Consider the following 23775-nt stretch of genomic DNA (forward strand, 5'->3'; position numbering starts at 1 on the left):
ACGCGCGATGGTGTAGTGCTGTCGCGCACATCAGATCGGGGACGGGATGCCATAACGGGTCCGGCCCTCGGGACATCGCCTTGAAGAGAAAGGGATTGAAAATATGGGAAAAGTAATCGGGATTGACCTCGGCACCACCAACTCGTGTGTTGCGATCATGGATGGTTCGCAGCCGAAGGTCATCGAAAACGCCGAAGGGGCGCGGACCACGCCCTCGATCGTCGCCTTCACCGAAGATGAGCGACTGGTCGGTCAGCCTGCAAAACGTCAGGCGGTCACCAACCCCGACAACACGATCTTTGGCGTCAAGCGTCTGATCGGTCGTCGTGTGGATGATGCCGAAGTCGAAAAAGACAAGAAAATGGTGCCGTATGCCATCGTAAATGGCGGCAACGGTGACGCGTGGGTTGAAGCCCGCGGTGAAAAGTACTCCCCAAGCCAAATCTCGGCCTTCACTCTGGGCAAGATGAAGGAAACCGCAGAAAGCTATCTGGGTGAGGAAGTCACGCAGGCGGTTATCACCGTTCCGGCATATTTCAACGATGCTCAGCGTCAGGCCACCAAAGACGCCGGTAAAATCGCCGGTTTGGAAGTGCTGCGGATCATCAACGAACCGACAGCGGCTGCTCTGGCCTATGGTCTGGATAAGGAAGAAACCCAAACCATCGCGGTCTATGACCTTGGTGGCGGTACCTTCGACGTGACCATTCTGGAAATCGACGACGGCCTGTTCGAAGTTAAGTCGACCAACGGTGACACCTTCCTGGGTGGTGAAGACTTTGACATGCGCATCGTCAACTACCTTGCGGATGAGTTCAAAAAGGAACACGGTGTCGACCTGTCGCAAGACAAGATGGCTCTGCAGCGTCTGAAAGAAGCCGCTGAAAAAGCCAAGATCGAACTGTCCTCGACCTCGCAAACCGAAATCAACCAGCCGTTCATCTCAATGGGTTCGAACGGTCAGCCTCTGCACATGGTCATGAAACTGACCCGTGCCAAGCTGGAATCGCTGGTTTCGGACCTGATCAAAAAGTCGATGAAGCCTTGCGCCGCTGCTCTGAAAGACGCCGGTCTGTCGGCTGCTGACGTGGACGAAGTTGTTCTGGTCGGTGGTATGACCCGGATGCCGAAAGTGATCGAAGAGGTCACCAAATTCTTCGGTAAAGAGCCCCATAAAGGTGTGAACCCGGACGAAGTGGTTGCCATGGGCGCGGCTATCCAAGCCGGTGTTTTGCAGGGTGACGTAAAAGACGTGGTTCTGCTGGACGTGACCCCGCTGTCGCTGGGCATTGAGACGCTAGGTGGCGTGTTCACCCGTCTGATCGACCGCAACACCACGATCCCGACCAAGAAGTCTCAGGTCTTCTCGACCGCCGAGGACAACCAGAACGCCGTGACCATCCGCGTGTTCCAGGGTGAGCGTGAAATGGCTGCGGACAACAAGATCCTGGGTCAGTTCAACCTCGAAGACATCCCGCCGGCGCCGCGCGGTATGCCTCAGATCGAGGTGACTTTTGACATCGACGCCAACGGCATTGTCTCGGTTTCGGCCAAGGACAAGGGCACCGGCAAAGAGCAGAAGATCACCATCCAGGCCTCGGGCGGTCTGTCCGACGAGGACATCGAAAAGATGGTCAAGGACGCCGAAGAGAACGCGGAAGCCGACAAGGAACGCCGCGAGCTGGTCGACGCCAAGAACCAGGCGGAAAGCCTCATCCATTCGACCGAGAAGTCGATGGAAGAGCACTCCGACAAGGTCGATCCGACCACGATCGAAGCGATCGAGCTGGCAATTGCCGCGCTGAAAGACGAGTTGGAAACCGAGAACGCCGACAAGATCAAGTCTGGCATCCAGAACGTCACCGAAGCCGCCATGAAGCTGGGCGAAGCCATCTACAAGGCGCAAGCCGAAGAGGGCGAGGAAGAGCCTGCAGCAGCAGACGCAGGTCCTGCGGATGATGACATTGTCGACGCCGAGTTCGAAGATCTGGACGACGACAAGCGTAAGTAACCGGTAACCGGGCCAATCTGGGCCGGTCCGCTTGCCGGGCCGGCCCGATTACGTTGAGGCAGAAGGGAAAACTGATGTCAAAACGCGACTACTATGATGTGCTTGGTGTCACCAAGGGCGCATCTGCGGATGAGATCAAGAAAGGTTTTCGCAAGAAAGCCAAAGAATTGCATCCCGACCGCAACAAAGACAACCCGGATGCCGAGGCGCAGTTCAAAGAAGCGAACGAAGCCTATGACGTGCTGCGCGATGCCGACAAAAAAGCAGCCTACGACCGTTTTGGTCACGCCGCTTTTGAAAACGGCATGGGTGGCGGTGGCCGTCCGGGCGGTGGCTTTGGGCAGGGTGACTTCTCCAGCGCGTTCTCGGATGTGTTCGATGATCTCTTCGGCGATTTCATGGGCGGCCAACGTGGCGGCGGCGGTGGACGTCGCGCGGCACGCGGGTCCGACCTGCGCTACAACTTGCGCGTAACGCTGGAAGAGGCTTTCTCGGGCCTGCAGAAAACCATCAACGTTCCTGCGGCCGTGGCCTGTTCGGCCTGTGACGGATCGGGCGCTGAGGGTGGTGTAGAACCTACGACATGTCCAACATGCTCGGGCATGGGTAAGGTCCGGGCTCAGCAGGGCTTTTTCACAGTTGAACGCACCTGTCCGACTTGTTCGGGCCTTGGTCAGATCATCAAAAACCCCTGTAAATCCTGCAATGGCGCGGGTCGCGTGGAAAAAGAACGCGCCCTGTCGGTCAATATCCCAGCCGGTGTTGAGACCGGTACACGCATCCGCCTGGCTGGTGAGGGTGAAGCCGGTATGCGCGGCGGCCCTCCGGGTGACCTCTATATCTTTGTAGAGGTCTCGGACCACAAACTGTTCGAACGTGACAGCGTGAACCTCTATTGCCGCGTCCCTGTCAGCATGGCCAAGGCCGCGCTTGGCGGGTCCATCGAGGTACCGACCATTGATGGCGGGCGCGGACGGGTGCAGATTCCGGCGGGCAGCCAGTCCGGTCGCCAGATGCGCCTGCGCGGAAAGGGTATGCCCGCGTTGCGGGGTGGTGGCATCGGCGACATGTTCATCGAACTGGCTGTGGAAACACCGGTCAACCTCACCTCTCGCCAGAAAGAGCTTTTGCGTGAGTTTGATGATTTGGGTGAGGATAACCACCCAGAATCAAAAAGCTTTTTCTCATCCGTTAAATCCTTCTGGGATGGGATGAAAAGCTAAATTCAGGCCGCTCTAATTGGGGCGGCCTGTGCGTTTTGGGGGCTCTGCCCCCGTCGCCCTACAGGCGCCTCCCCCGGGATATTTCTGGCCAGATGAATAGAGGATCCTTTCCTTCATCTGGCTAAAAATATCTCGGAGCGCGAGGCAGAGCCTCGCTGAGTCCTGAACGCGCCATGTTTTACCTCCGTTGGGGCTGTAAAACTCAACCGAATAAGACTTGATTTTTTCCAACTGCCCTGAGATTGTCCGCGCCAACCGTTGGGGTGCCCTGATCAAAGGGCTGAGAGGCGTAAGCGCTAACCCATCGAACCTGATCCGGGCAATTCCGGCGTAGGGAACGGTCTAAAGCAAACAGACGTTTTCCATGCCCGGGTTGCCCAAAATAGATGGAGCAACGACGTGGCACCCATTGCCTTGACCATAGCAGGATCCGACAGCGGCGGCGGCGCGGGCATTCAGGCCGATCTCAAGGCGATGTCGGCTTTGGGTGTTTTCGGGGCCAGCGTGATCACCGCCGTTACCGCGCAGAACACACAGGCGGTTACGGCCGTGCATGGCATCCCGCTAGAGGTGATCTCGGCCCAGATCAAAGCAGTGCTCAGCGATCTGGATGTGCGCGCCATCAAGATCGGAATGCTGGCGACGCCGGAGATTATTGAGACTGTGGCGCAGGGGATTTCCCGCTTTCAAGGGCCAATCGTTCTGGACCCCGTGATGATTGCGAAATCCGGTGATGCCCTTCTGGCCGATGAGGCAGTTCAAACGCTACGCGACGTTCTGCTGCCCCGTGCAACCGTTCTGACGCCAAACCTGCCCGAGGCGGCATGTTTGCTGGATCGAGGTGATGCCGACACGCCTGAGGCGATGGTTGAACAGGGCAAAGCGCTGTGCGCTTTGGGTGCACAAGCGGTTTTGATGAAGGGCGGTCATGGCAAGGGGGATGTCTGCCATGATCTGCTGATCGACGAAAACGGGGTGATTGCCGAATTTCAGGCCCCAAGGAAGGCCACCCGAAACACCCATGGAACGGGTTGCACGCTGTCCTCATCTATCGCTGCCGGTTTGGCCCAAGGCCTGACGCTTGTCGATGCCGTGGCGCAGGCGCACGAGTATCTGCAGGGCGCAATCGCGCGGGCTGATGAGCTGAAGATCGGTGCGGGCCACGGACCTGTTCATCACTTCCACCGGGTTTGGCCTGCGTGACCCTCTGGTCCGTCATAGGCGCCGGTGTAGCTGGTTTGGCCGTTGCGTCCGAGCTGGTCTCGCGCGGGGCAAAGGTACAGGTTTTCGATCCCGGCGGCCCCCCAGGCCCGCATGGATGTTCCTGGTGGGCGGGCGGTATGCTGGCCCCGTGGTGCGAGTATGAAAACGCGGAGGAACCTGTCCTTAGGCTCGGTCAATCTGCCATCGAGTGGTGGGCCTCCCGAACAACTGTGCAACGATGCGGTACTCTGGTCGTGGCAAATGCGCGGGACATCCCAGATTTACGCAGATTTGCCCGTCGGACGAATTCTTATTCCGAAGTAGACCGGGCGAAAATCGCGAATTTAGAGCCTGATCTGCATGGATTCGGAAAAGGATTGTACTTCGACCAAGAAGCACATCTTGACCCCCGTCAGGCATTGCTAGACCTGCACCGAGGTCTCAAAGACAAGGGCGTCGAATTCCACCGCAAACTCGCACCTACGCAGTTGGAAAACGCCATCGATTGTCGAGGGCTGCATGCGCGGGAATACCTGCATGACTTGCGCGGAGTGAAGGGTGAGATGCTGGTTGTGCGCTGCCCTGATGTGACGCTGACACGCCCCGTGCGCCTGTTGCACCCGCGGATGCCGCTCTACATCGTGCCGCGCGGTGAGGGTATTTACATGCTGGGCGCGACCATGATCGAAAGCGAAGACAGCAGCCGGATCACCGCGCGCTCAATGCTGGAACTGCTCAGCGCTGCCTACGCTTTGAACCCGGCCTTTGGTGAGGCTGAGGTGCTGGAAATTGGCGTTGATCTCCGTCCTGCCTTTCCCGACAACCTGCCGCGTATCCGGCGTTTGGGCGGGACGATCTATGCCAATGGCCTTTACCGCCATGGCTATTTGCTCGCCCCTGCGTTGGCACAGGGCGTGGCCGATTTGGCGCTTGAGAACAAACATTCGGAGATGGTCGATGAAGATCGTGCTTAATGGCGACCCCAAGGAGGTAAAGGCCTCCACCTTGGCAGAGCTGCTAGATGAATGCAGTTTCTCGGTCCGTGTCGCAACGGCGGTGAACGAGGAATTCGTGCCCTCCAGCCTGCGCATTGCCCATGCCCTGTCCGAAGGTGACCGGGTCGAAATCCTGTCGCCGATGCAAGGAGGGTGAGGATGAAAAGCTTCTACGGCGTCGATCTGCCCAACCCGCTGATGCTGGGCACCGCGCAATATCCCAGCCCCGCTATCCTAGAACAGGCGTTCCGCGACAGCGGCGCGGGTGTGGCGACAGTCTCTTTGCGGCGGGAATCGGGGGCCGGGCAGACCTTTTGGCAGATGATCCGCGATCTGGGTGTGCTGGTGCTGCCCAACACTGCCGGCTGTCACACGGTGAAAGAGGCGGTGACAACCGCGCATATGGCCCGCGAAGTGTTTGAGACCAAATGGATCAAACTGGAACTGATCGGCCATACCGACAGTCTGCAGCCGGACGTCTTCCAATTGGTCGAGGCTGCGCGCATCCTGACCGAGGACGGGTTCGAGGTCTTCCCCTACACCACCGACGACTTGATCGTGGGTGAACGGCTGCTTGAGGCCGGGTGTGAGGTTTTGATGCCCTGGGGTGCGCCCATCGGCTCGGGCCGGGGGCTGAACAATGAATACGCCCTGCGCGCGATGCGGGCCGAGTTCCCGGATGTGCCGCTTGTGATTGATGCCGGGATCGGCCTGCCCAGCCATGCGGCCCACGCGATGGAGCTGGGTTATGACGCCGTCTTGCTGAACACGGCCGTCGCCCGTGCTGGTGATCCGGCGTTGATGGCAAAGGCCATGATGTGCGCGGTTGAGGCCGGACAGCTGGCCCATCAGGCCGACCCGATCGAGGCCCGCGACATGGCAGTACCCTCAACCCCCGTTGTTGGAAAGGCGTTCCTGGCATGAGTTTGGACCGTTTCTACCCGATCTTTGACCACTCCGACTGGCTGCGGCGGATGCTGCCTTTGGGTGTAAAGCTGGTACAGCTGCGCATGAAGGATCAGCCGGACGGTGTTGTCCAGGCCGAGATCGCCACCTCCCGCGATCTGTGCAATCAGCATGGCGCGGTTCTGGTGGTGAATGACTATTGGCAGGCCGCCATTGATGCCGGCTGCGACTGGATCCATCTGGGGCAAGAAGATCTGGACGATGCCGACCTCAAGGCGATCCGAAAAGCGAATCTAAAGCTGGGCGTTTCCACCCATGACGATGATGAGCTAGAGCGCGTTCTAGCCATGGACCCCGACTACGTCGCGCTGGGACCGGTCTATCCGACGATCCTGAAAAAGATGAAGTGGGAGCAGCAAGGACTGCCGCGCGTCACCGAGTGGAAGGCCCGTGTGGGCGATATCCCTCTGGTCGGGATTGGCGGTATGAGCGTCGAACGCGCGCCCGGCGTGCTTGAGGCAGGGGCGGACATCGTCTCGGTCGTCACGGACATCACCCTGAACGCTGACCCCGAGGCACGGGTGCGCCAATGGATCGAGGCCACCAGATGAGCCGCTACGCCCGACAGATGATCCTGCCTGAGGTGGGGGCCGAAGGGCAGGCGCGCCTGTCCAAGGCGCGGATTTTGGTTGTCGGGGCGGGTGGATTGGCGGCTCCGGTCCTACCTTTGTTGGCTGGGGCGGGCGTTGGGCATCTGACGATCCTCGATGCGGATGACGTGGCCCTGTCGAACTTGCATCGGCAGACGCTGTTTACTGAGGCAGATTGCGGACGCCCAAAAGCCGAAGTTGCAGCCGATCGCTGCCGTGCTTTGAATTCTGATATCGACGTCGTCGCGCTAAAACAGGCTCTAACAAGTCAAAATGCGACCGGTTTTGTTTCACAGGCTGATTTGATCCTCGACTGTGCGGACAGCTATGCCGCCAGCTACACGCTGTCGGATATCTGCCTGACCTTGGGAAAACCTTTGGTCAGTGCCTCGGTGTTGGGCCTGTCTGGCTATGTTGGTGCGTTCTGCGGCGGTGCGCCGTCACTACGGGCCGTGTTCCCCGAGGCCCCGACCAGCGGGGCGAGCTGTGCCACGGCAGGTGTTCTAGGGCCAGTCGTGGGGATGATCGGCGCGATGCAGGCGCAAATGGCATTGGCTTTGATCCAGGGCCTCGACCCGTCGCCCCTTGGCCTGATGTTACAGGTAGACGCCAAGACATTCCGAAGCTCCAGCTTCCGCTTTGACGCAGCGCCCGAGCCTGAGCAGTCCTTTGCCTTCGTTGCCGCCTCGCAACTGTCCTCAGATGATGTGATTGTTGAGCTTCGGAGTGAAGACGAAGCTCCTCAACCCATCCACCCCCTGGCACGTCGTCTAAGCGTGGAACACCTGAATTCAGAGCCTAACAAAGCAAAAAGGCTGGCTTTGTGCTGTGCAACCGGCCTGCGCGCCTGGCGTGCGGCTGAACAGATTGAACCGGATTGGCCGGGCGAGATTGTCCTCGTCGCGGCCTCAACCTCGTGAGTGAAAAGGAAACGCGAGACATGAAAAAGCTGATGACAGCCATCGCCCTTCTGGCCGCTGCGCCGGCCTGGGCCGAAGACAAGATGACCGTTCTGCTGGATTGGTTCATCAACCCCGATCATGGGCCCATCATCGTGGCGCAGGAAAACGGCTATTTCGCCGAGCAGGGCCTCGAGGTTGAGATCGTTCCCCCCGCCGACCCGTCCGCTCCGCCGCGTTTGGTGGCTGCTGGTCAGGCTGAACTGGCCGTATCTTATCAGCCGCAGCTGCACCTGCAGATCCATGAAGGCCTGCCGCTGAAGCGTGTCGGTACGCTGGTTGCGACCCCTCTGAACTGTCTGCTGGTTCTGGAAGACGGCCCGATCAAGTCGCCTGCGGACCTGAAGGGCAAGAAAATCGGCTTCTCGGTCGCTGGCGTGGAAGAGGCTGTTCTGACCACCGTTCTGGGCAAATATGGCGTGGCGCTGGACGATGTTGAACTGATCAACGTGAACTTCTCGCTCTCTCCGTCGCTGATGACCGGTCAGGTGGATGCGGTGATCGGTGCCTATCGCAACTTCGAGCTGAACCAGATGGATATCGAAGGCCGTCCCGGCACCTGCTTCTATATCGAGGAAGAGGGCGTGCCGTCTTATGACGAACTGATCTACGTCGCCAACCCCGAGACGATGGATAAGGACAAGATCGCGCGTTTCCTGGCGGCGACCGAAAAAGCGACCCAGTACATTGTCAACAACCCCGAAGAAAGCTGGGAGATCTTCGCCGCGACTTCGCCCGAGTTGCAGGATGAGCTGAATGCTCGCGCGTGGGTCGACACTCTGCCGCGCTTTGCTCTGCGCCCGGCGGGTTTTGATGCGGGCCGCTACGCCCGGTTCGAAACCTTCCTGAACGAAAGCGGCATGATTGACAGCGTTTTGCCGGTCAGCGACATCACCATCGACGTGACCGCGCAATGAGCGACTATGGCAAAGCCTTCACACTGATGCGTGATGCGGCGCAGGGACCGTGGCGGGACTACACCCGCCACGCCTTTGTTGAAGGGATGAAGGACGGCACTCTGCCCCGAGAGGCGTTCCTGCATTACCTGCGTCAGGATTATGTGTTCCTGATCCATTTCAGCCGCGCCTGGGCGCTGGCGGTGGTGAAATCAGAAACGCATTCCGAAATGCTGACGGCTGTGGGCACCGTGAACGCTTTGGTCGCAGAAGAGATGCAGCTGCATATCGGGACCTGCGAAGCGGCCGGTATCTCTCAGGAGGAGCTGTTTGCAACCCCGGAACGTGCCGAAAATCTTGCCTATACGCGGTTCGTGCTGGAGGCCGGGTATAGTGGCGATCTGTTGGACTTGCTGGCAGCGCTGGCACCCTGTGTGATGGGATACGGAGAAATCGGGTCTCGACTGGCCTCCGAGGCCACATCCGAGACCTATCGCGACTGGATCAATACCTATGCTGGTGAGGACTACCAGGGTGCGTGCAAGGCGGCCGGCGAACTGCTGGATTCGGCTCTAACACGACGTCTTGGGGCGGATATCGAGGCCTCTCCGCGCTGGGATCGTCTGTGCCAGACCTTCCGAACCGCCACAGAGCTAGAGGTCAATTTCTGGCAAATGGGTCTGACCCCATGACCCCGGCACCCGATCTAACTATCAGCGGACACGCGAGTATTGGCGATACGCCCTTGTTCGCACCGCTGACTCTGACCCTTGGGGCGGTACAGTGGACTTGTCTGTTAGGTGGATCGGGCGTTGGCAAAACCACGGTTCTGCGCCTGATCGCAGGGTTGGAGACAGGTGCGGATTTCACCGGTCAGATATCGGCCAGCGATGGCCAAACGGTCCCGACTCGCGTGGCCTATATGGCGCAGGACGACCTGCTGCTGCCTTGGGCGACGGTGGCGCAAAACGTCTCGCTCGGCGCGCGGTTGCGGGGTGAGAAACCCGATCTGGATCGCCGGGACCGTCTGATTGAACGGATGCGCCTGCAAGATCACATGGCCAAGAAACCGTCGGAGCTGTCCGGAGGCCAACGACAGCGCGTCGCCTTGGCGCGGACCCTGATGGAAGATCGCCCCATCGTGCTGTTGGATGAGCCATTCTCGGCCCTCGACGCGCGCACCCGCGCGGACATGCAGGATCTGGCCGCAGAGGCGCTGCAGGGCCGGACGGTCCTTCTGGTCACCCACGACCCGGCCGAGGCCGCACGTTTGGGCCAATCCATCGTCGTGATGACGCAGCAGGGGCTGACGCCCTGTGCTCCGCCTGCCGCGCCCGCACCGCGCCATGTGGATGATCTGGAGACATTGGAAACCCAAGGCGCGCTACTGAAACTATTGAGAGAGGCGGCATGAAACTCCTCTCTGCCCTCGCCGCAACCTTGTTCGCTCTGGCCGTCTGGCAAGCGATTGTCAGCCTGACCGGCCTGCCCAAATTCATCCTGCCCGGCCCGGCGCTTGTGGCCGAGACCTGGTGGCAGAACCGCTGGGTGATTGCGGAACATACTTGGATTACCGCGGTTGAGGTCGTGATCGGCCTGGCGGTTGGTACCGTTCTAGGCGTTGTCACCGCGCTGCAACTGGCCAATTCACGGGCCGCACGGGTGCTGGTGCAGCCGATGCTGGTTTTCACGCAGGCTTTGCCGGTCTTTGCGCTGGCGCCGCTTCTGACCCTGTGGCTGGGCTACGGCCTTTGGTCCAAGGTCGCGATGGCGGTCCTGATCATCTACTTTCCGATCACCTCATCCTTCTTTGACGGTCTGATGAGGACCCCGCCCGGATATCTCGATCTGGCGCGTACGATGCAGGCAGGCCCGCGTTCGATCCTGTGGCACATCCGTATCCCGGCGGCGTTGCCTTCGCTAGCCTCGGGGATGCGATTGGCGGCGGTCTATGCGCCGATTGGCGCGGTGATCGGCGAATGGGTCGGGTCCTCGCAAGGGTTGGGCTACCTGATGCTGCTGGCCAATGGCCGGGCCAAGACCGATCTGATGTTCGCGGCCATGCTGACTTTGGGCGTGCTCTCGATCCTGCTGCATATGCTGGTGCGCCGCGCCACCGCGCGCATGGCCGGTGAGGCGCGTTAACCTTTCAGAAACCGATTCTGCGCCAAGGTAAGGCCCATGACACAGGACGCCTTTGCCGAAGCCCCGATGCTTTTCGATACGGACGAAGCGCCAGCGCAGCCGCTGCCGACGGGTCGGTTACCCTCCTACATCAAAGACCATCGCAAGCGGCTGCGCGAACGGTTCATGTCTGGCGGCTCGGGCGCTATGCCGGACTATGAGTTGCTGGAACTGGTGTTGTTTCGATCCATCCCGCGTCAGGACGTGAAACCGCTGGCCCGGCTGCTGATGGATACTTTTGGCGACTTCAACCGCGTGCTGACTGCACCAGAGGAGCGGTTGCGCCAAATCAAAGGCGTCGGTGAAACCGTCATCACCGATCTGAAAATCCTTGAAGCCTGCGCCCATCGCATGGCCCGCGCGCGGGTGATGCAGCGCCACGTGATTTCAGGCTGGGATGCTTTGCTGGACTATTGCCACACAACGATGGCGCATCGAGAGATCGAGCAGTTTCGCGTGTTCTACCTTGACCGCAAGAACGTGATGATCGCGGATGAGGAGCAGGCGAAGGGCACTGTTGATCATGTCCCGGTCTACCCGCGCGAGGTGGCAAAACGAGCGCTGGAGCTAAACGCCTCGGCCCTGATTTTGGTGCATAACCATCCCTCCGGCGACCCCACGCCGTCGCAATCGGATATCGACATGACCAACCGCATTCAGGATGCCTGCACGGCCTTGGGGCTGACGCTGCACGACCATCTGATTATCGGAAAATCAACCGAGCTGAGCTTTCGATCCGAGGGGTATTTGTGACGGGAAGAGTTGTGTTGTCAGTTGATTGCCCAAACGACTGAAATTGTTGTCTGGGTTGAGAGTTCCAATTTGGCCGATTCATTTCGATGAGGACATTTTCTCGCTTTCGTCCATGTTGCCTTTATCTAAATGCGTCACAAGGTTTGCGCATAGTGTTTCGTCTCCTCGTAAAGAGCTTCACGTATCTAGAGATCAGACATGGTCTCCGCGCGGCTGGGCGGAACCCTCAATGCTTGCAGAGGCGGTTTCGTCCGAGTTTCTGTCCGACATCGTCACTCTCTAGTTCACCCAAACCTCAACCCGGCGGTTTGTTTTTCGGCCCCATTCCGTGTCATCGCAGGCCATGGGCATCGCCTCTCCGAAGCCTTCGGTTGTGATCTCGATACTGTCGGGGATTTCGGTCTCAATGGCGGCCAGTACCGCATTGCGCACCGTTTGTGCCCTGCGATGGGCGATCCGTGCATTGGCGCTGGCGCCTCCATCCCCGTCGCTGAACCCGGCAAAGACAAGCTTGCGAGGGGTCAAACTGCCGGACTCAAGCGCCTGGGCCAATTGCAGAATGTTGGACCGTGATTGCGCATCCGGGCGAGAGCTTCCCGGCTCGAACCGGAAGGAGATCGACAGTCTAGACAATGGCCGCAGAGTTTCGACCATGTGTTGAAGCTCTTCCAGCCCGACCTCGACCCCACCAGAAACGATGGCATTGGCAAGACGATCCCCTTGCAGCCCAATGGTCAGGTTCTCGGTCGCTTGATCGACAAACCCGGCCTGCCGTATGGCCATCTGCGCGTCGGCTGAGCGGGTATAGGCCAGAAACTTGCGTGCGATCCGTGGCAGGCGGCGTTGTGGCAGGTAGAGAAACATCGGAGAGGTCAGCGGGTAGTCCTCGGTTTTGATTGACTGGCGGGTCGCCGCAAGGGCATGTCCGCAGCCTCCAGCCAAAGGCAGTGCTCGGGTGGGGCCAAAGGCCGCCTGCGTCGTGATGCCGATCGCGAAGGGGTCGTTGGCCACTGCTTGAACAAGATCGCGATTGCGCTGGTGGCGGAGAACGCTTTCGGACAGCTCAGCCTGAGCGGGGCGCAACAGTTGATCCTCGACATCCTGGGACAAGCCTGACCCAGCGTCCGGCATGTGAAGGGCAATCGGTGCGTCCGGCCCTTCTAGGTCTGTCCAGTTGGAGATCTCGCCCGACAGAACACGGACCAGATTCGCGGGTGAGATCTGCTGAACGGTGTTCTCTGGCGCAACCACCGGGACAATCGCATCCAGTGCTACAATCCGCGCGCGGCGGGGATGGGCCAGATCGCCCAAACCCGCGGCCTCGGCCGCGTTGCGTTCCTCATCCCGGATTTCGCGTTGCGCCATCACGATATCAGCGTCGTTGTCCATCAGGTCGGCAAACCCCTGATCCGTCGTTCCAACGCGAAAGAACAGGCGGGCCAGAGGGGCTGTGCGGTCAGGCTGGCGAAGTTCATAGGCGAAGCTGCGTTCATCCACGCGCGATGGGGTTGCTGTCAGACCTTCTTGTCGGGCGAAGCCGATGATCAGGGCAGGCAGGACCGTTTCAGCCATGACGGATGATCCCGAAAACCGGACCTCGGCCACGAAATCGGTCAAGCTGGGGCAGGCCGGGCCGTCGCATGTGACGCCGGAGCCATCGACCGTCAGCTCTCCGAACTGAGTGTCGACCCGGTAGAATTCACCGTCAAAGCCCAGCAGGGTGCCGGAGACTTCGATCTTGCCATCATGCGATGTCAGAACAATATCCTGCGCTGCGGCTGAAACAGCCAGCGAAACAGAAAACAGTACGGCCAGCGCCGCACGAATACGTGTCATGAGAAGGTCGAGCCTGCCTGCGGTTTAATTTGCCGCGATTGTCAGGTCTTGAAACAGATTATTCAACACCAGAAACTCACCGACTTCGGTACACATCGGCATCGTCAGGATCAGATCGCGCGACCGCAGCCGGCGATCACTGCGCAGTTCCAACGACTGGACGTTCAGATCGCGGCCGCAATTGGCCTCAGTCACTTCGGTTTCAACCGTCAAAGCGACCGAGCCGGATTGTTCCGAACGCGCAGCCGGGAACGAGTAAATCTGGATATTCTGTCCATCATTGAAGCTCGCACTTCCCAGGTGGACCACGGAACCCGCGCCCTGCGATGCGCTATTGGCCGAGATATGCCCCTGCTCACCATAGCTAGCACCAAACTCCAAGGCGTGGATTTGCAGATCGGTCTGACCCTGCCATTGCAATGCGACCCGGTCGAATTGGTCAATGTCCATGATGTGAGTGGTGGCGACCGTGCCGGTCTGATCCTCGAATGAGATCAGGAAAATGGCGTATTCGGACAGGGCCGGAATGGTCAGGTCCAAGGCACCGTTTTCGTCGGTTTGCTGTGTCAGCGTCAAACCGCTGTGGTGAATCTCAACACGTTCGTTGCTGCGGCAGGGGGCCTTGATCCGCAGCCGTGCATTGGCACCCATTTGGGCGGTGGCACGCGCGCTGATGCTGCAGTTGGTGTGCTTTTGAGCTGCCTTCGGCGCAGGGCGCTCAATCGGTTGCGAGGGGGTCTCGTCAGAGGAAGAGGTTTGCACGATACGCTCAAGCCCGGCAATGACCGAGGCCTGATCCGCGACAGAAGCCACGGCGATGGGTTCCTGCGCGCCATTCGGTTGCGCAGGCGCACCATATTGCATCAGGTAACCAATACCCAGGGCACAAGCGACCGTGCCGCACATGGTCACGTAATTTCTGACTACGAACAAAACACCCTCCCCAGTTGAAGGAGCGAGTCGCACTCTCGTTAAAAATCGCGGCCAATTTGTGGCCGCGAAGCGGAGCGATTGTGACTGGTATTTGTTGACGTTAGGTCAATCGGCCGTGGCAGTGTTTGAACTTCTTGCCCGAACCACAGGGGCATTGATCGTTGCGCGATGGATTGCCCCAGGTCGAGGGATCATTCTCGTCAAAGCCAGGCAGTGCATCCCCCGACGCGACCGCCTCGGCCTTAGCTTCAGCGGCACCTGCGGCCTGATCAACCGCTTGCTGAGCCTGCGCTTGCTGGGCCGCCATCTGCGCCAACATCTCGCGCTGTTCTTCTTCGGTCAGCGGGCGCACGCGCGACAATTGCTGGGTCACGGTTTCGCGCAAACTGTCCAGCATGCCTTCGAACAGCTGGAAGCTTTCGTTCTTGTACTCGTTCAGCGGATCGCGCTGGGCGTAGCCCCGGAATCCAACGACCGAGCGCAAATGTTCCAGCGTCAGAAGATGCTCGCGCCATTTGCCGTCGATAGTCTGCAGCAGAACCTGTTTTTCGATGTTGCGCATGTTCTCGGGGCCGAAGGCGACAGCCTTTTGCGCCATCATCTCATCGGCGGCCTTAACCAGACGCTCACGCACCTGTTCATCATCTACACCTTCTTCGGCGGCCCAGTCCTGAACCGGGGCATCGATGGTCAGCTTTTCTTTGATTGCCTCATGCAGCCCATCGGTATCCCACTGATCTGCATAGGATTTTGGCGGCATGTATTCGTCGATCAGATCGTCGATCACCTGCTCGCGCATGTCCGAGACGATCTCGGACAGGTCGTCGGCTGACATGATCTCGCGCCGCTGGCTGAAGATCACCTTACGCTGATCATTCATCACGTCGTCGAATTTCAGAACGTTCTTGCGCATGTCAAAGTTGCGGCCTTCGACCTTGGATTGCGCGCGTTCCAGCGATTTGTTGACCCAGGGGTGAACGATGGCTTCGCCCTCTTTCATGCCCAGCGTGGTCAACACCTTGTCCAGACGTTCCGAGCCGAAGATGCGCATCAGATCGTCTTCGAGGCTCAGGTAGAACACCGTGCGTCCCGGATCGCCCTGACGGCCCGAGCGACCGCGCAGCTGGTTGTCGATGCGGCGGCTTTCATGGCGTTCCGAGGCCATGACATACAGACCACCCGCATCCAGAACCTTTTGTTTTTCCTCGGCGTGCTTGGCCTCCTCCGCAGCGCGCAGCTCGGCTGGGTCGGCCTCGGGCTTTTCGGCAAGGGCCTGCAGAACCTTCATTTCCACATTGCCGCCCAGCTGAATGTCGGTGCCACGACCGGCCATGTTGGTGGCGATGGTGACCGCACCGTAGCGGCCCGCATCGGCCACGATCTGGGCCTCTTGTTCGTGCTGACGGGCGTTCAGAACGTTGTGTTCGATCTTTTCCTTGGTCAGCATCTGGCTTAGAACTTCGGATTTCTCGATCGAGGTGGTGCCGATCAGAACCGGTTGACCCTTTTCCTGGGCCTTCTTCGCCTCAGAGATAATCGCGCCGTATTTTTCCATCGCTGTGCGATAGACCTGATCGTCTTCGTCCAGACGGGCAATCGGACGGTTGGTGGGGACTTCGACCACGCCCAGACCGTAGATCTCCTGAAATTCTTCGGCTTCGGTCAGCGCGGTTCCGGTCATGCCGCCCAGCTTGTCATAGAGGCGGAAATAATTCTGGAAGGTCACACTGGCCAGCGTCACGTTCTCGGGCTGAATCTGGACGTTCTCTTTCGCTTCGATCGCTTGATGCAGACCTTCCGACAGGCGGCGACCCGGCATCATACGGCCGGTGAATTCGTCGATCAGAACCACATTGCCATCACGCACGATATAGTCCTTGTCGCGCTGGAAAAGTTTGTGCGCACGCAGGCCCTGATTGACGTGATGCACCACGGTGGTGCTTTCGGGGTCATACAGAGAGTGCCCCTCGGGGATCAGGCCCGCGGCGATCAGTTGCTGTTCCAGAAACTCGTTGCCCTCATCGGTGAAGGTCACGTTGCGGGATTTTTCGTCCAGCGAATAGTGATCGTCACTCAGGCTCGGGATCAACGCATCAATTGCGGTGTACAGATCCGACCGGTCCTGCGCCGGACCTGAGATGATCAGCGGCGTCCGCGCCTCATCAATCAGGATCGAGTCGACCTCATCCACAATCGCGAAATTGTGGTATTTCTGATAGATGTCAGCCATATCGGCCTTCATGTTGTCGCGCAGATAGTCGAAGCCAAGCTCATTGTTGGTGGCATAGGTCACGTCACAAGCATAAGCGGCTTTCTTCTCGGCATCTTGCTGGCCCGACCAGATCACACCAGTGGTCATACCCAGCGCGGCAAAGACCTTGCCCATCCATTCCGCATCGCGTTTGGCCAGGTATTCGTTGACCGTGACAACATGCACGCCCTTGCCGGTCAGGGCGTTCAGGTAGGCGGGGAAAGTGGCAACAAGTGTCTTGCCCTCACCCGTCTTCATCTCGGAAATATTGCCCTGATGCAGGAAGGTGCCGCCCATCAGCTGCACATCAAAGGCCCGCAGACCCAGTGCGCGTTTGGCACCTTCGCGCACGTTAGCAAAAGCTTCGGGCAGCAGGTCATCCAGGCTCTCGCCATCCAGCGCGCGTTTGCGCAGCTCGGCGGTTTTTTCGATCAGACCCTCGTCAGAGAGTTTTTCGAACTCGGGTTCCAGCGCGTTGATCTTTTCGATCAGGGGGCGGGTCGCCTTGATCTTGCGGTCGTTCGGTGTTCCGAACACCTTTTTGGCGAGCGTTCCGAGTCCCAGCATGTTCACTCCAGCGGATCTGTTCTTGTCTTGGTTGCGACAGGCTTGCCCACCTTGCGCGCAACCCATAGATACGGGGGGTGAAAGGCGGCCCTGTCCAAGGCTTCAAAGCGATGTAAGCGGCAGGTTCTGAAGTGTCAACGCTGCGCCCTGTCGCGGCAAAGAAATAGGATGATTCCATGCCCAAAGGCCTCACTTTTCTGCCATCGCTGGCTTTGACCGCCGTGATGGCGCTGCCGCTGGCCGCCGAAACAAAGCCCGATGCAAGCACCGTTCTGGCCACGGTCAACGGGGACGAGATCACATTGGGTCACGTTGTCGCCACCGTCGCCGCATTGCCGCAGCAATATCAGCAGATCGAGGACGATGTGCTGTATGACTTCGTGCTCGAACAGCTGATCCAACAGCAATTGCTGGGCCAACAGCAGGAAGAGCTGACCCAACAAAACGCTCTGACGCTGGACAATGAAACACGCTCTTTGCTGGCGGTGCAGACAGTGAACGCCCTGACCAACGATGTTGTGACGGATGAGGCGGTACAAGCGGCCTATGACGCGCAGTTTGCCGAATTTGAAGGTGAAGACGAGTTCGACGCCAGCCATATTCTGGTTGAGTCCGAGGACGAGGCCAAAGCGCTCAAGTCGCAACTTGATGACGGCGCCGACTTTGCCGAGATGGCGCGCGAGCATTCGACCGGGCCGTCCGGCCCCAATGGCGGTGCGCTGGGCTGGTTCGGTAAGGGCCAGATGGTGCCTGAATTTGAAAACGCCGTGCTGGGCCTTGAAAAAGGTCAGATCTCTGACCCGGTGCAAACGCAGTTCGGCTGGCATCTGGTGATCCTGAACGACAAGCGCAAATCTGAAGCCCCTGCGCTTGAGGCCGTGCGCGATGAACTGGCCCAGACCATTCAGCAAGAGGCTATTCAGGGCCGTATTGATGAGTTGACCCAACAGGCTCAGATCGAACGCACCGCCCTTGAAGGGGTTGGTCCTGAAGTCATCCGCCAGCTGGACCTGATTCAGGAGTAACTCCCGTGGCCACGATCACCAAAACCTCGCCACTGGCCCCTGCCGGTTTCCCCGACCTGCCAGCGATTGACGGAGTGCGTTTTGCAACCGTCGAGGCAGGGGTGCGCTACAAAGGTCGAACCGACGTCATGTTGGCGGTTCTCGATCCCGGCACGTCCGTGGCCGGGGTGTTTACGCGCTCGGCCACCCGCGCCGCTCCGGTGCTGGACTGTCAGGACAAGATCGGCGGCGCCAGCGATGGACCAGCGGCGATTTTGGTGAACTCGGGCAATGCCAATGCCTTCACCGGCCACTACGGCCAAAACTCGGTCGCCGAGGTGACGCAAGCCGTGGCCAAGGCGACCGGCGTACCGGTTGAGAGGGTCTTCACCTCATCCACCGGCGTGATCGGCGAACCGCTGCCGCATGATCGCATTGTCTCGCAGCTTGAGGCGTTGAAATCCGGTCTCAGTCGTCATGCCATCGAGGACGCAGCGCGGGCCATCATGACCACCGATACCTTCCCGAAAGGGGCGTCGGCTCAGGTCGAGATTGACGGCAAAACAGTCTCTATTGCGGGGATTGCCAAGGGTTCCGGCATGATCGCGCCAGACATGGCGACGATGCTTGTCTACATCTTCAGCGATGCCGTAGTCGAGCAATCGGCGCTGCAATCCATGCTGGGCGCACAGACCGACCGGACATTCAACTGCATCACTGTCGATAGCGATACCTCGACATCGGACAGCCTTTTGCTGTGCGCTACCGGTGCGTCGGGTGTTGATGCTACTAGGAACGCGGCCTTCGCCGAGGCGTTGGAAAGCGTGATGCTGGACCTTGCGCAGCAAGTTGTGCGCGATGGCGAAGGGGCGACGAAATTCGTAGAAATCCGCGTGACCGGAGCCGCCTCGGACGCAGATGCCAAGGTGCATGGGCTGGCGATTGCGAACTCCCCTCTGGTGAAAACCGCCATCGCGGGTGAGGACCCCAACTGGGGCCGCGTCGTCATGGCCATCGGCAAATCCGGAGCCGCCGCAGATCGCGACCTGCTGAGCATTTCCTTTGGCGATATTCTGGTCGCTGAAAAAGGCTGGGTCAGCCCCGACTATCGTGAAGAGGACGCGGCCGCCTACATGAAAGGCCAAGACCTTGTGATCTCAGTCGATCTTGGGCTGGGCGAGGGGCAATCCACCGTTTGGACCTGCGACCTGACCCACGGCTATATCGAGATCAACGCGGACTATCGCTCGTGAAAACAGTTTTGGTATCTGCAGTCGCCCTGATCGACATCGAGGGCCGCGTCTTGCTGGCCCAACGTCCCGAGGGCAAATCCATGGCTGGCCTCTGGGAATTCCCTGGCGGCAAGATCGAACCCGGCGAAACCCCCGAGGCTGCCTTGATCCGCGAATTGCACGAGGAACTGGGTATCGACACCTGGGCCTCTTGCCTCGCGCCGCTGACCTTCGCTAGCCACAGCTACGACGATTTTCACCTGCTCATGCCGCTGTTTGCCTGCCGCAAATGGGAGGGGATACCGCAGTCCAAAGAGGGTCAGGCGCTGAAATGGGTGCGAGCGAATGATCTGCGCGACTATCCGATGCCTGCCGCGGATGTACCGCTGATTCCGATACTGCGGGATTGGTTGTAAACGTCTGGCAAAACCAGAGTTAAGGTCTCCAAATGAAAGAATAGAAAAGAAACCCAGCGGGATTTTCCGCAGGGTTTCCTATCTTCGAATGTTAAGCCCAGCCAAGCTGCTTCAAGGAATGCGCATCGTTCCAGATTTTCGTCATATGCCGAATTTTGTCGCCATCGAATTCAATCGCGTAAACGTAGTCGGCCGCGATTGTTTTGCCGGTGGCCGGAACCGGACCATCTACTGAATGGGTTCCGTGGAAAACAGCAAATGCATTCACGATTCCACGGTCATCGTCAGTCGAGAAAGATTTTAGCTCATAGTGCCCATCTGGAATCGGAGTTAACAGCCCCTTCATCCAGTCGGCGTAGCCTTCTAGTGTCGTCACATCGACCAGAGCATCGGCTTGCGCTGAAAACGTGGCCCCGTCGTGACAGAAGTCCTTACAGCCGTCCCAGCCTTTGCCGGTTTCGCATGCCTCAAAGAACTCTCGTGCAGTTTTTTGAATGGACATTGGTTTCCCCCCTAAACAACAGCCAGCTGAATTGGCCACTCAGTCACTCAACACCAATCAGAGTACGCTGAAAGGTGCGTATCTCAAAATGACCCAGGATAAGCCTGCAAGGCCGAGGTGGAATGACGTATGTTCATATGTGTGCGGATATTCGATTCCGCTGATCTTTGAGAGCGCATGTTCGATTGGACGAAACGAGTCCGTCTGACCCTGTTACAATTCGTAAGAATTGAGAAAACATCAGGCAAAACTTGACGCTGATCCTCCGCCTGTCCCTAATCGGGGCATTGGCGTTCGGGCACCATCCCGGACCCGCCATTTCCGACCCGGGGAGGGGTCGGGTGGGGAGGAGAAAGAGATTGGCTCAGACGCAGTCGGGCGCTGAGGGGATGCAGTCCCTTCCGGCGCTGCTACATCGCAATGCGACAGAGTTCGGGGATACCCCGGCTTATCGGGAAAAGGAATTCGGGATCTGGCAATGCTGGACCTGGGCGGAAGCCGCCAAGGAAATCCGTGCTATCGCGCTTGGATTCCTGGAGTTGGGCGTTGAGAAAGGCGACCACATCGCTGTCATCGGTCGCAACCGTCCGGCGCATTACTGGTCGATGGTGGCTGCTCAGATGGTGGGCGCGGTTCCGGTGCCTCTGTATCAGGACTCGGTCGCCGAAGAGATGGCCTATGTGCTGGAACATTGCGGCGCGAAATTTGTCGTCTGCGGCGATCAGGAGCAAGTCGATAAGGTCATCGAGATTCAAGAAAACCTGCATCAGGTCAAACACATCCTCTATACCGACAAGCGCGGGATGCGGAAGTATGACCACTCTCAGATGAACGCGCTTGAAGACATTATGGCCGAAGGCAGCGCTGGGCATGCGCGGTTCGATACCGAGCTGGACAAGCGTATCGCGGCGATCACCTATGACGATACCTGTGTGATGCTCTATACCTCGGGCACGACGGGCAAGCCCAAGGGTGTGGTGCTGTCGAACCGGAATGTCATTGAAAGTGCAAAGAACTCGGCCGAGTTCGATCATCTGACCCGGAACGAAGACATTCTGTCTTACCTGCCGATGGCCTGGGTGGGCGATTTCATTTTCTCGATCGGTCAGGCCTATTGGTGCGGCTTCTGCGTGAACTGCCCCGAGAGCGCCGACACAATGATGACGGACCTGCGCGAGATCGGACCGACCTATTTCTTTGCCCCTCCGCGTGTGTTCGAAACCCAATTGACCAATGTGATGATCCGGATGGAGGATGCGGGCAAGCTGAAGCGCAATATGTTCAATCACTTCATGGCGCATGCCAAGAAAGTCGGTGGTCTGTTGCTGGACGGCAAGCCGGTGGGCTTTGGCGACAAGCTGAAATACGCGCTGGGCAATATGCTGGTTTATGGCCCGCTGAAGGATACGCTTGGATACGGACGGTTCCGCGTAGGCTATACCGCGGGTGAAGCTATCGGGCCGGAAATCTTTGATTTCTATCGCTCTTTGGGTATCAACCTCAAACAGCTCTATGGTCAGACCGAAGCAACCGTTTTTATCACTCAGCAGCCGGATGGCGAGGTGCGCGCAGATACGGTCGGCGTTCCGGCCCCTGCGGTTGAGTTGAAAATCGACGAGAGCGGCGAGATCCACTACCGCTCACCCGGTGTATTTGTTGAATACTACAACAACCCGGACTCAACGGCCTCGACCAAGGATGCTGAGGGTTGGGTTGCGACCGGGGATGCCGGGTTCATTGAGGAAAGCTCGGGCCATCTACGGATCATCGACCGCGCCAAGGATGTGGGCAAAATGGCTGACGGGTCGATGTTCGCGCCGAAATATGTCGAGAACAAGCTGAAATTCTATCCCGATATTCTTGAAGTCGTTCTGTTCGGGAACGGCAAGGATCGCTGCGTGGCCTTCATCAATATCGACCTGACGGCGGTCGGAAACTGGGCCGAGCGCAACAACGTGGCTTACGCGTCCTACCAGGAACTGGCGGGACATCCGCGTGTGTTAGAGACGATTAAGGCCCACGTGGAAGAGGTTAACAAATCGGTCGCTGCGGATGAGATGCTATCGGGCTGTCAGGTGCATCGCTTTGTGGTTCTGCATAAGGAACTGGATGCCGATGATGGCGAGATGACCCGGACCCGCAAGGTGCGGCGCGGTTTTGTAGAAGACAAGTTCCACGACATTATCGCCGCGCTTTATGACGGGTCCTCGAGCGTTTCAACGACGACCGAAGTAACCTATGAGGATGGGCGCAAAGGGTCGATTTCAGCGACGCTTGAGATCGTAGATGCGCCGGTTGTGTCGGTCGCGCAGCACAAGGTTGCGGCGGAATGATGGGCCGTTCGAGCGCCGCTCGACCTGCGGTCATCGCCCCGCCCGCCGTCCCGTTTTCGCGTAAGTCTGGGAGAGGCTGATGCTGGATAATTCCGAAGGATATGTCACCGAAGACGGCCGCAAAATCGGCGGTGTGGTGATGGAGATGAAGAACATCACCCTGCGATTTGGTGGCGTGGTGGCGATCAAGGATATCTCGTTCGATATTCGCGAGGGCGAAATTCGCGCCATTATCGGACCGAACGGCGCGGGCAAGTCCTCGATGTTGAATGTGATCTCGGGGTTTTATGTCCCGCAGGAGGGGGAGGTTTGGTTCCACGGCTCCAAGCGTCCTCCGATGCGGCCGTTTGAGGTAGCGCAGCAGGGGATTGCGCGGACTTTCCAGAACATCGCCCTGTTCGAAGGCATGAGCGTTCTGGACAACGTCATGACTGGGCGTCTGAGCTTTATGAAGACCAATATCCTTCAACAGGCTTGGTGGAAGGGGAAGGCCGAAGCGGAAGAGACCGAAAATCGTGAGGCGGTTGAGCGGATTATCGATTTCCTCGAGATCCAGCACATCCGCAAGACGCCTGTGTCGCGCCTGCCTTACGGGTTGAAAAAGCGGGTGGAACTGGCGCGCGCTTTGGCGGCGGAGCCGAAGCTGCTGCTGCTGGATGAACCCATGGCGGGCATGAACGTCGAAGAGAAAGAGGATATGAGCCGCTTCATCCTCGATGTGAATGATGAATTTGGCACCACCATCGCTCTGATCGAGCACGACATGGGCGTGGTGATGGACCTGAGCGACCGGGTCGTCGTGATGGATTACGGCAAGAAAATTGGTGACGGCACACCCGACGAGGTGCGCAACAACCAAGAGGTCATCGACGCCTATCTGGGGGTCAGCCATGACTGACATCGGGGTAGTAAATTGGGGAG

Annotated in this window: 22 protein-coding genes and 1 riboswitch; of the genes, 18 read left to right on the forward strand and 4 right to left on the reverse strand. The window is 58.8% G+C overall.

Annotation, left to right across the window (positions count from 1 at the left end):
• The first annotated feature begins 103 nt into the window (after positions 1-103).
• The 13 genes from dnaK to radC all read left to right on the forward strand — a co-directional run bounded on the left by dnaK (position 104) and on the right by radC (position 11780).
• Positions 104-2011: a molecular chaperone DnaK gene (gene dnaK, locus ACR0NO_RS17815; RefSeq protein ID WP_170380243.1), complete on the forward strand. Its 1908-nt coding sequence runs from the start codon at positions 104-106 to the stop codon at positions 2009-2011.
• Between the two features lie 74 nt (positions 2012-2085).
• The gene (dnaJ, locus tag ACR0NO_RS17820) at positions 2086-3234 is read left to right on the forward strand and encodes a molecular chaperone DnaJ (RefSeq protein WP_170380244.1); all 1149 of its coding nucleotides are present in this window, start codon (positions 2086-2088) and stop codon (positions 3232-3234) included.
• A 249-nt stretch (positions 3235-3483) separates the two neighbouring features.
• Positions 3484-3588: riboswitch (TPP riboswitch) on the forward strand.
• Positions 3589-3633: 45 nt separating this feature from the next.
• A complete protein-coding gene (gene thiD / locus ACR0NO_RS17825) occupies positions 3634-4437 on the forward strand; it encodes a bifunctional hydroxymethylpyrimidine kinase/phosphomethylpyrimidine kinase (RefSeq protein WP_480724923.1) in 804 nt (267 codons plus the stop codon).
• A complete protein-coding gene (locus ACR0NO_RS17830) occupies positions 4434-5411 on the forward strand; it encodes an FAD-dependent oxidoreductase (RefSeq protein ID WP_480724924.1) in 978 nt (325 codons plus the stop codon). The genes thiD and ACR0NO_RS17830 overlap by 4 nt, the downstream gene beginning before the upstream one ends.
• Positions 5395-5589 carry a sulfur carrier protein ThiS gene (thiS, locus tag ACR0NO_RS17835; protein ID WP_480724925.1) on the forward strand — a complete coding sequence of 65 codons (195 nt, stop codon included), beginning with the start codon at positions 5395-5397 and terminating at the stop codon, positions 5587-5589. Before ACR0NO_RS17830 ends, thiS begins: the two co-directional genes overlap by 17 nt.
• Before the next feature lie 2 nt (positions 5590-5591).
• Entirely contained in the window at positions 5592-6356 is a 765-nt protein-coding gene (locus ACR0NO_RS17840) for a thiazole synthase (RefSeq protein ID WP_480724926.1), read from the forward strand.
• Positions 6353-6949 (forward strand): thiamine phosphate synthase, encoded by a 597-nt coding sequence (locus ACR0NO_RS17845; RefSeq protein WP_480724927.1) that lies wholly within the window; start codon positions 6353-6355, stop codon positions 6947-6949. The genes ACR0NO_RS17840 and ACR0NO_RS17845 overlap by 4 nt, the downstream gene beginning before the upstream one ends.
• Positions 6946-7908 (forward strand): HesA/MoeB/ThiF family protein, encoded by a 963-nt coding sequence (locus ACR0NO_RS17850; RefSeq protein ID WP_480724928.1) that lies wholly within the window; start codon positions 6946-6948, stop codon positions 7906-7908. The genes ACR0NO_RS17845 and ACR0NO_RS17850 overlap by 4 nt, the downstream gene beginning before the upstream one ends.
• A gap of 20 nt (positions 7909-7928) precedes the next feature.
• Positions 7929-8864 (forward strand): ABC transporter substrate-binding protein, encoded by a 936-nt coding sequence (locus tag ACR0NO_RS17855; RefSeq protein WP_480724929.1) that lies wholly within the window; start codon positions 7929-7931, stop codon positions 8862-8864.
• Positions 8861-9535, forward strand: coding sequence for a thiaminase II (gene tenA, locus ACR0NO_RS17860; RefSeq protein WP_480566107.1), 675 nt, complete (start codon positions 8861-8863; stop codon positions 9533-9535). Before ACR0NO_RS17855 ends, tenA begins: the two co-directional genes overlap by 4 nt.
• A complete protein-coding gene (locus ACR0NO_RS17865) occupies positions 9532-10257 on the forward strand; it encodes an ABC transporter ATP-binding protein (RefSeq protein WP_480566109.1) in 726 nt (241 codons plus the stop codon). Before tenA ends, ACR0NO_RS17865 begins: the two co-directional genes overlap by 4 nt.
• A complete protein-coding gene (locus ACR0NO_RS17870; protein WP_480566111.1) occupies positions 10254-10988 on the forward strand; it encodes an ABC transporter permease in 735 nt (244 codons plus the stop codon). The genes ACR0NO_RS17865 and ACR0NO_RS17870 overlap by 4 nt, the downstream gene beginning before the upstream one ends.
• Before the next feature lie 36 nt (positions 10989-11024).
• Positions 11025-11780 (forward strand): RadC family protein, encoded by a 756-nt coding sequence (radC, locus tag ACR0NO_RS17875; RefSeq protein ID WP_170462892.1) that lies wholly within the window; start codon positions 11025-11027, stop codon positions 11778-11780.
• Positions 11781-12059: 279 nt separating this feature from the next.
• On the opposite strand, the gene ACR0NO_RS17880 is transcribed toward radC, so the two are convergent.
• The 3 genes from ACR0NO_RS17880 to secA all read right to left on the reverse strand — a co-directional run bounded on the left by ACR0NO_RS17880 (position 12060) and on the right by secA (position 17367).
• Positions 12060-13616 (reverse strand): phosphate ABC transporter substrate-binding/OmpA family protein, encoded by a 1557-nt coding sequence (locus ACR0NO_RS17880; RefSeq protein ID WP_480724930.1) that lies wholly within the window; start codon positions 13614-13616, stop codon positions 12060-12062.
• A 24-nt stretch (positions 13617-13640) separates the two neighbouring features.
• Positions 13641-14549: a hypothetical protein gene (locus ACR0NO_RS17885; RefSeq protein ID WP_170689503.1), complete on the reverse strand. Its 909-nt coding sequence runs from the start codon at positions 14547-14549 to the stop codon at positions 13641-13643.
• A gap of 100 nt (positions 14550-14649) precedes the next feature.
• Positions 14650-17367, reverse strand: coding sequence for a preprotein translocase subunit SecA (gene secA, locus ACR0NO_RS17890; RefSeq protein WP_170550694.1), 2718 nt, complete (start codon positions 17365-17367; stop codon positions 14650-14652).
• A gap of 176 nt (positions 17368-17543) precedes the next feature.
• Here secA and ACR0NO_RS17895 point away from each other — a divergent pair, with 176 nt between their 5' ends.
• From ACR0NO_RS17895 to mutT, 3 genes are read left to right on the forward strand one after another with little or no spacing between them, the layout of a single operon-like run.
• Positions 17544-18392: a peptidylprolyl isomerase gene (locus ACR0NO_RS17895; protein ID WP_480724931.1), complete on the forward strand. Its 849-nt coding sequence runs from the start codon at positions 17544-17546 to the stop codon at positions 18390-18392.
• A 5-nt stretch (positions 18393-18397) separates the two neighbouring features.
• Positions 18398-19624, forward strand: coding sequence for a bifunctional glutamate N-acetyltransferase/amino-acid acetyltransferase ArgJ (argJ, locus tag ACR0NO_RS17900; protein WP_480724932.1), 1227 nt, complete (start codon positions 18398-18400; stop codon positions 19622-19624).
• Entirely contained in the window at positions 19621-20019 is a 399-nt protein-coding gene (mutT, locus tag ACR0NO_RS17905) for an 8-oxo-dGTP diphosphatase MutT (RefSeq protein WP_480724933.1), read from the forward strand. The genes argJ and mutT overlap by 4 nt, the downstream gene beginning before the upstream one ends.
• Positions 20020-20110: 91 nt before the next feature.
• On the opposite strand, the gene ACR0NO_RS17910 is transcribed toward mutT, so the two are convergent.
• The gene (locus tag ACR0NO_RS17910) at positions 20111-20521 is read right to left on the reverse strand and encodes a nuclear transport factor 2 family protein (RefSeq protein ID WP_170680770.1); all 411 of its coding nucleotides are present in this window, start codon (positions 20519-20521) and stop codon (positions 20111-20113) included.
• Positions 20522-20910: 389 nt separating this feature from the next.
• Between ACR0NO_RS17910 and ACR0NO_RS17915 the strand changes: the two genes are divergently transcribed.
• Positions 20911-22854, forward strand: coding sequence for an AMP-binding protein (locus tag ACR0NO_RS17915; RefSeq protein WP_480724964.1), 1944 nt, complete (start codon positions 20911-20913; stop codon positions 22852-22854).
• Between the two features lie 79 nt (positions 22855-22933).
• On the forward strand, positions 22934-23752 hold the full coding sequence (locus ACR0NO_RS17920; RefSeq protein WP_170380262.1) for an ABC transporter ATP-binding protein: 819 nt from the start codon (positions 22934-22936) through the stop codon (positions 23750-23752).
• The last annotated feature ends 23 nt before the right edge of the window (positions 23753-23775 follow it).

The organism is Ruegeria sp. CL3, assembly GCF_056536505.1.